The sequence below is a fragment of the Glutamicibacter sp. V16R2B1 genome, from assembly GCF_005774635.1.
Lineage (GTDB): Bacteria > Actinomycetota > Actinomycetes > Actinomycetales > Micrococcaceae > Glutamicibacter > Glutamicibacter creatinolyticus.
Genome location: NZ_VATX01000015.1, coordinates 529,016 through 536,545, shown reverse-complemented (window position 1 = coordinate 536,545; position 7,530 = coordinate 529,016). Strand labels below are relative to the sequence as shown.

Genomic DNA, 7,530 nt, shown 5'->3' with positions numbered 1-7,530 from the left:
GTCAAGGCCGGAGACACCATGGGCCACATCGCCCACCGCCTGGACGTCTCCCTCTCCGAGGTCCGCAAGGCCGCAGGAAACCCCTCCGGCGACCGCATCTACGTCGGACAGAAGCTGAACTTCGGCGGCTCCTCAACACCATCCAAGAGCAGCCCCAAGAAGGACAGCGGCAAGACCACCGGCGGCAGCTACACCGTGAAGTCCGGGGATACCCTGGGTGCGATCGCGGCCCGCAACGGGATCAGCCTGAGCAAGCTGATGAGCATGAACAACTTGTCCTCCAAGTCGCTGATCTTCCCTGGTGACAAGCTCAAGCTCAGCGGCTCGGCCCAGTCCTCCTCGCCGAAGCCGACCTCGCAGTCGAATAGTGCCCCGAAGTCGAGCGGCACCAGCAGCTACAGCGTCAAGTCCGGCGATACCCTCGGCGGCATTGCTGCCAAGCACGGGATTTCGCTGAGCCGTCTGCTGGATCTGAACCCAGAGGTCAGCACCCAGACTCCGTTGCAGATCAACACGAAGCTGAAGATTTCTGGTTCCTCGGTAAAGCCGAACGCGGGCGTGAAGCCGACACAGAAGATCGGCAACACCTTCGCCGGGCGCACTTATCCTGATGCCACCGTGCGCAGCGCCAATGAGAACAAGGCCTACTTGGATTCGATCTCGGTTCCCAGCCGCTCCGAGATGCAGGCTCTGATCCGCAGCACTGCCAGGAGCATGGGGGTTGACCCGGCCCTGGCCCTGGCCCACGCCCAGCAGGAATCCGGTTTCAACCAGCGCGCGGTTTCCCCCGCCAACGCCATTGGAGCCATGCAGGTGATCCCGAGCACCGGTGAATGGATGTCGGGCATGGTGGGGCGCAAGCTGAACCTGTTGGATCCGCGGGACAACGTCGCGGCCGGCGTTGCCACCATCAAGTACAACCTCGACAACGCCGAGAGCCTGGACCACGCCATCGCCGCGTACTACCAGGGCCTGGGCGGGGTGCGGAAGTACGGGATGTATTCCGACACCAAGGTTTATGTCGCCAACGTCAAATCGCTGATGAAGCAGTACCGCTAGTCGGTGGCCGGGTGCCGTGTTCTGCCAGGACGGGGGCACGGGGCTTGGCTAACCGGCACGCCGCATGACTAAGGCGGGTGAATCCATAATGGATTCACCCGCCTTAGTCATGCGCGGTATCGGCTCGCAGCGTTAGTGGGCGTTGCTGCGCAAGTCCAGCGGCATCTCAATGACCACTTCGGTGCCCTGGTTCGCTGCCTGGTTCCAGTGGATTTCGCCGCGCAGCTCGCTGGTAACCAGGGTGCGCACGATCTGCAGTCCCAGACCCTCGCTGTACTCCCCCTCGGGCAACCCATGGCCGTTGTCGCTGACCGTGACTCGCAACCACTTGTGGCCGTCCCGGCCCAGGTATCGTTCGGCCAGTAGCCGCACTTCCCCGTCACGGCCGGCCAGCCCGTGTTCCACTGCGTTGGTGGCCAGTTCGTTGATGACCAGGGACAACGGGGTGGCCAGTTCGGCCGGCAGCATCCCGAATTCCCCTTCGCGCACGGTGCGAACCCGCTGGCTCGGACTGGCGATTTCAACGATGAACCGGAACTGTCGGTCCATCAGGTCATCAAATTTTACGGTTTCGTTCAAACCCTTGGACAGGAAATCGTGTACCGAGGCGATGGTTGAGACCCGGCGCATGGCCTGTTCCAGACCCTGTTTGCCCTCGGCCGAGTTCATGCGCCGGGACTGCATGCGCAACAGCGCGGCCACCGTCTGCAGGTTGTTCTTCACCCGATGGTGGATTTCGCGAATGGTGGCGTCCTTGGTGACCAGTTCCTTTTCCCGCCGGCGCAGCTCGGTCACATCCCGGCACAAAACCAGGGATCCCCAGCGGCGGCGTTCGTCGCGCAGCGGGATGGCACGCAGCGAAATGTTCACCCCGCGGTACTCCATCTCGGTGCGCCACGGCATTTTGCCCTGGACCACCAGCGGCAGGGTTTCGTCAATAACCCGCCGGTCGCTGACCAGTGCCATGGTCAGGTCCGACAGCGACTGGCCCTGCAATACCTCGGCGGCTCCGAGCCGGCGAAACGCCGACACCGCGTTGGGGCTGGCGTATTCCACCACCCCGGCGGCGTCCATTCGGATGAAGCCGTCGCCTACCCGCGGGGCGCCGCGCCGTGACCCGGTCGGGCTGGCGAAGTCGGGCCAGAGCCCGAGGGTGCCCATGGTCAGCAGGTCATCGGCGCTTTGCCGGTAGACCAGTTCCAGGTTGGAGGGGGTGCGGCTGGAGGCCAGGTCGAAGTGGGAGGTGATGACCGCGACCTTCCGTCCCTGGCGGACCAGGGGGACGGCCTGAACGGTACTCTGCCCAGCCAGGTCGGCCGGGTGCTGCACGGAACGCTGCAACTGCCCGGTGGCCCAGGCCTCGTCCACCATGATCCGCAAGTCCTTGCGGATCCGCTCCCCGACGAAGTCGGTGTGGAACGCGGTGTGCGAGGTGGAGGGCCGCACGTGCGCCAGGGCCACGTAGGACCCGTCCCCGGTGGGGAACCAGAGCACCAGGTCGGCGAACGCAAGATCGGCGACCAGTTGCCAGTCCCCCACCAGCAGATGCAACCAGTCCTCATCACCGGGCCCGAGCTGAGAATTTTCGCGCAGTTGCTCGGTGATGAGGGCCATGGTGTGTTACTTCCTCCGGACGATGGAACGCAGCAGGCGAAGTGCGACGGACAGCGAGGCCATGTCGTCGCGTTCCAGGTTGTTGACCTCCTGGAACATGTTCTTCGCACGATCAAGGTTAGCCGTGTTGGCTTCCTCCCAGGCCGCAACACGCGCGTCGGCGTCCTGCAGGTCTCCGGCCGCGTCCAGCACGTCCCCGGTCATGTCAATGATCGTGGAGTACAGGTCATCGCGCAGCGCGGCACGGGCCAGTGCCTTCCAGCGGTCGGTGCGCGGCAGCGCGGTGATCCGGTTCAGCAGGGCGTCGACCTCGAACTTGGCGTACAGCGCGAAGTAGGTGGTGGCCACCTGCTCGGTGTCGGCGTCGTTGCGGAAGATGTAGTCGGCGATGTCCAACAGGACATAGGACTCGAACTGTCCGGACCAGTGGATCGCCTGCTCCTCGGTCAGCCCATGCTGGATGGCATCTTCACGCCAGGTGGCGAAGCGGGCGGCATCCACCCCGCGCAGCAACTGCGGTAGCTGGGCGCGCAGCTTCTGCACCTTGGCTGCGTAGCGTTCCACCATTTCCCCGACGCTCAGTTCCAGGTCCACATGGTTCAGGAACCAGCGGGTGGTGCGGTCCAGCAGACGGCGCAGGTCGTGGTGCTGGCGCGACCAATAACCGATGTCCTGCCCGGCCGGCTGCAGGTTGATTTCCTGGAACCAGCGTTCGTACTCGTAGATCTCCCGCAGCGCGCAGAAGACCTTGGCGATCTGCGCCTCGGTGGCCCCGGTTTCCTCCATGGCGCGGAAGATGTAGGTGATGCCGCCGATGTTCACGATTTCGTTGGCCACCACGGTCGCCACGATCTCGTTGCGCAGCGGATGGCTGTCCAGTTCTTCCCCGAACCGCTCGGAGAGCTGGCTCGGGAAGTAGCGCTTGAGGGTGGCGAAGAAGTAGTCGTCCTCGGTCAGGTCCGATTCGGCCAGCGCCTGGGCCAACTGGATCTTCGCGTACGCGGTGATCACTGCCAGTTCCGGGGTGGTCATGGATCCGCCCGAAGCGCGCCGGGCCTCCAGTTCGCTGTTCGAGGGCAGGAACTCCAGCTCACGGTTCAGATCCGCGTGCTCCTCCAGCCAGTCCATCAGCCGTTCGTAGGCCGGGGTCCAGGTCTTGGCCGCGTGCTTTTCGTTCAGCAGCAGCACGTTCTGGTTGAAGTTGGTCTCCAGCACCAGGTCGGCGACGTTGTCGGTCATCGAGATCAGGAAGTCCGCACGCTCGGCAGGGTCGATGGCCCCGGCCTTGACCTGGCGGTCCACGAAGATCTTGATGTTCACCTCGCGGTCGGAGGTGTCCACGCCGGCCGAGTTGTCAATGGCGTCGGTATTCAGGATGACCCCATTGGCCGCGGCCTCGATGCGGCCACGCTGGGTCATGCCCAGGTTGCCGCCCTCACCGATGATGCGGGCCTGCACCTGGCGTCCGTCCACGCGGATGGCGTCGTTGGCGCGGTCCCCGACCTGGCCGTGGCTTTCGGTGCTGGCCTTGATGTAGGTGCCGATGCCGCCGTTGTACAGCAGGTCGACCTTGGCCGAGAGGATCGCCTTGAGCAGGTCGTTGGGCGCCATCGCGGTGGTGTCATCGGGCAGGCCGAGCAGCTCGCGGACTTCGGCACTGACCGGCACCGACTTCAGCGACCGGGAGAACACCCCGCCGCCGGCGGAGATCAGGTCCTTGTTGTAGTCGGCCCAGCTGGAGCGCGGCAGGTCGTAGAGCCGCTGGCGTTCGGTGAAGGCCGCCTCGGGCTCCGGGTTCGGATCCAGGAAGATGTCGCGGTGGTCGAAGGCGGCCACCAGCTTGATGGTCTTGGTGCGCAGCATGCCGTTGCCGAACACGTCACCGGACATGTCCCCGATGCCCACGGCGGTGAACTGTTCGCTTTGCGAGTCCATGCCGAGTTCGAAGAAGTGGCGCTTGACCGATTCCCAGGCACCGCGGGCGGTGATGCCCATGCCCTTGTGGTCGTAGCCCACCGAGCCGCCCGAGGCGAACGCGTCGCCCAACCAGTGGCCCTTTTCCTCGGAGATTGCGTTGGCGGTGTCGGAGAAGCTCGCGGTGCCCTTGTCGGCGGCGACCACCAGGTAGGTGTCATCCCCGTCGCGGCGCACCACGTCCACCGGCGGCACCACCCGCTGGCCCTGCTCATCGGTGATGACGTTGTCGGTCAGGTCCAGCATGGTGCGGATGAAGATCCGGTAGGAGGCCTTGCCCTCCTCCATCCAGGCGCCGCGGTCCACGGCCGGGTTCGGCAGCTGCTTGGCGTAGAAGCCGCCCTTGGCGCCGGTGGGCACGATCACCGAGTTCTTCACCATCTGCGCCTTGACCAGGCCCAGCACCTCGGTGCGGAAGTCTTCGCGGCGGTCCGACCAGCGCAGGCCGCCACGGGCGACGGCGCCGAAGCGGAAGTGCACGCCCTCCACGCGCGGGGAGTACACCCAGAACTCGTGCTTGGGGCGTGGGAACGGGGCGAAGTCGATCTCGTTCGGGGCCAGCTTGAAGCCCAGCGCGTGCCCGGCGGCATAGTAGTTGGTGCGCTTGGTCGCCTCGATGACCTTCACGAAGCGGCGCAGCAGCTTGTCGGCATCCAGGGTCGGCACGCTTTCCAGGGCCGCGCTGATCTTCTGGTGGGCTTCCTCGCGGGCCGCCTCGGACTCCTCGGCCGAGAGCTTCGGGTCGAAGATGGCGTGGAAGAGGCTCACGATCCCGTGGGTGACTTCGGCGTTGGAGACCAGGGTGCTGGCGATGAAGTCGGTGGAGTTCGGAACCCCCAGCTGCAGCAGGTAGTGGGCGTAGGCGCGCAGCATGGCCACTTCGGTCCAGTGCAGTCCCTCGCGCAGCACCAGGGCGTTCAGCTCATCGGATTCGGCGGCGTTGCGCACCACCGCCGAGTAGGTTTCGGCCAGCAGGTCCTGGACGGCGGAGAAGTCGATGTCCTCATCGACCTTCAGGCCCAGGTCGTAGATGTAGCGCTGTTCGCCGTCCTGCGGCTGCAGCTCGAAGGGCCGCTCGTCCACGACTTCCAGGCCCAGGTCCTGCAGCACCGGCAGGATGCGCGAGAGCATCAGCGGACGGTTGACGTAGATCTTCATCCGGACGCTGACCGGGCTGTCCTCATGCTCGTCGGTCGGGGCGTAGAAGGAGACGACCGGACCTTCCTGGGCCGGCTCATCGAGCTGGGCCAGGCGTTCAATGTCCGCCAGCGCATCCTCGATCTCGAACTGGACCTTGTAGGACTCGGGGAAGGCCTCGGACCAGGACCGCGCCAGGTTGCGGGCCTCGTTGGCTTCCAGGCGCTCGTGGGCCGCATCGTGCACCGCTTCACCCCAGGAACGCACCGCGTTGGCGATGCGGGTCTCCAGGTGCTTGCGGTCCACCACCGGGGCCAGGCCGTGGCGCTGCAGACGGATCCGGTAGAACAGGCGGATCAGAGCCGAGTCGCTCATCAGCACGTCGTATTCCATGGAATCCGGGTTGAAGGACTGCTTGAGCACATCCTCGATGCGCTGGCGGACCAGGGTGGAGAAGCGGTCACGCGGCAGGTAGACCATCACGGACATGAACCGGCCGTAGTCATCGGGGCGCAGGAAGACGGAGGTGCGGCGGCGCTCCTGCAGGCGCAGGATGCCCATGGCGGTGTTGGTCAGGTCCTCCACGGAGATCTGGAACAGCTCATCGCGTGGGTAGGTTTCCAGGATGGTGACAATGTCCTTGCCCGAGTGCGAGTCCGGGGCGAAGCCGGCGTGCTTGAGCACTGCGGCGACCTTTTCGCGCACCAGCGGCACGGCGGTGACGCTGGAGGTGTACAGGCTGGAGGAGAACAGGCCGATGAAGCGGCGTTCGCCGTTGACCTCCCCATTGGCGTCAAAGCTCTTGACACCCACATAGTCCAGGTAGGTGCCCCGGTGCACGGTGGAGCGGGCGTTGGCCTTGGTGATCACCAGGGCGCGCTTGTCGCGTGCCGTGGCCCGGCCGCGCTTGGTCAGGTGCAGCGGGCCGCGGTCATCGGCGTCGCGCATCAGGCCCAGGCCGCTGCCCGGGCGGGCGCGCAGCACGTCCTCGCCGTGCTCGGTGACCAGCTCGTAGTCGCGGTAGCCCAGGAAGGTGAAGCGGCCATCGGCCATCCAGTTCAGCAGTTCCACGGCCTGATCAAGGTCCGGGATTTCCTCGGCTCCCACGGTTTGGGGCAGCGTGGCGGCGATTTCGTGGGCACGGTCCATCAGCTTCGGCCAGTCCTCGACGGCCATGCGCACGTCGCTGAGCACGGACTGCAGGCCGGTGGTGACTTCCTCGGCCTGCTCCTCGCTCATCTCGTGGTCCAGTTCCACGGAGATCCAGGATTCAACCTCGGTGTTGCTCCCGGCCAGATTCAGGGTGCTCAGGTCGGCGAGCGCGGCAGTGTCGCCGCTGGCCACATGCTGGGCGTCGGTGGGGGTCAGTGACTTGATTTCACCGGTCTCGGTATCGCGGGAAACCACGAAGGTGGGGTGCACGACCAAGTGGATCGGGCATTTCTGGCGCACCAGCTCGGTGGTCACGGAATTGACCAGGAACGGCATGTCGTCGGTGACGATGTAGACCACGGAGCTGCCGGCAGTGGACTTCACCACGACATTCGCGGTTTTCGGCTGCCTAACGAACCCGATATCCAGGTGGGCCGCCACCCGCTCCTCCAGCTCTCCGGGCTGGTAGGCGGCAAAGTCCTCCCTGGCGATTTGACTATAGTACTCACTGATCAGGTCGTTGGTGAGTGTCGCATTCATAAATGCTTCTGACACGGCCGATTCCGACGAGTTCAACTGAACGCCTCCAAGAGT

The 7,530-nt window shown here is 65.1% G+C and carries 3 protein-coding genes; 1 reads left to right on the top strand and 2 read right to left on the bottom strand.

Annotation, left to right across the window (positions count from 1 at the left end):
- The coding region (locus FDN03_RS12580) for a lytic transglycosylase domain-containing protein (RefSeq protein ID WP_138177546.1) at positions 1 to 1,059 on the top strand (1,059 nt) is incomplete at its 5' end.
- Positions 1,060 to 1,191: 132 nt separating this feature from the next.
- Here the strand turns inward: FDN03_RS12580 and FDN03_RS12575 are convergent.
- Together FDN03_RS12575 and FDN03_RS12570 are read right to left on the bottom strand one after the other, a co-directional pair.
- Positions 1,192 to 2,673 carry a PAS domain-containing sensor histidine kinase gene (locus FDN03_RS12575; RefSeq protein WP_138177543.1) on the bottom strand — a complete coding sequence of 494 codons (1,482 nt, stop codon included), beginning with the start codon at positions 2,671 to 2,673 and terminating at the stop codon, positions 1,192 to 1,194.
- Positions 2,674 to 2,679: 6 nt separating this feature from the next.
- The gene (locus FDN03_RS12570) at positions 2,680 to 7,491 is read right to left on the bottom strand and encodes an NAD-glutamate dehydrogenase (RefSeq protein WP_349291716.1); all 4,812 of its coding nucleotides are present in this window, start codon (positions 7,489 to 7,491) and stop codon (positions 2,680 to 2,682) included.
- Between the last annotated feature and the right edge of the window lie 39 nt (positions 7,492 to 7,530).

Bases quoted from the DNA above. Each gene is read 5' to 3' on its own strand.
- FDN03_RS12575 (WP_138177543.1), bottom strand. From the start codon at position 2,673: ATGGCCCTCATCACCGAGCAACTGCGCGAAAATTCTCAGCTCGGGCCC.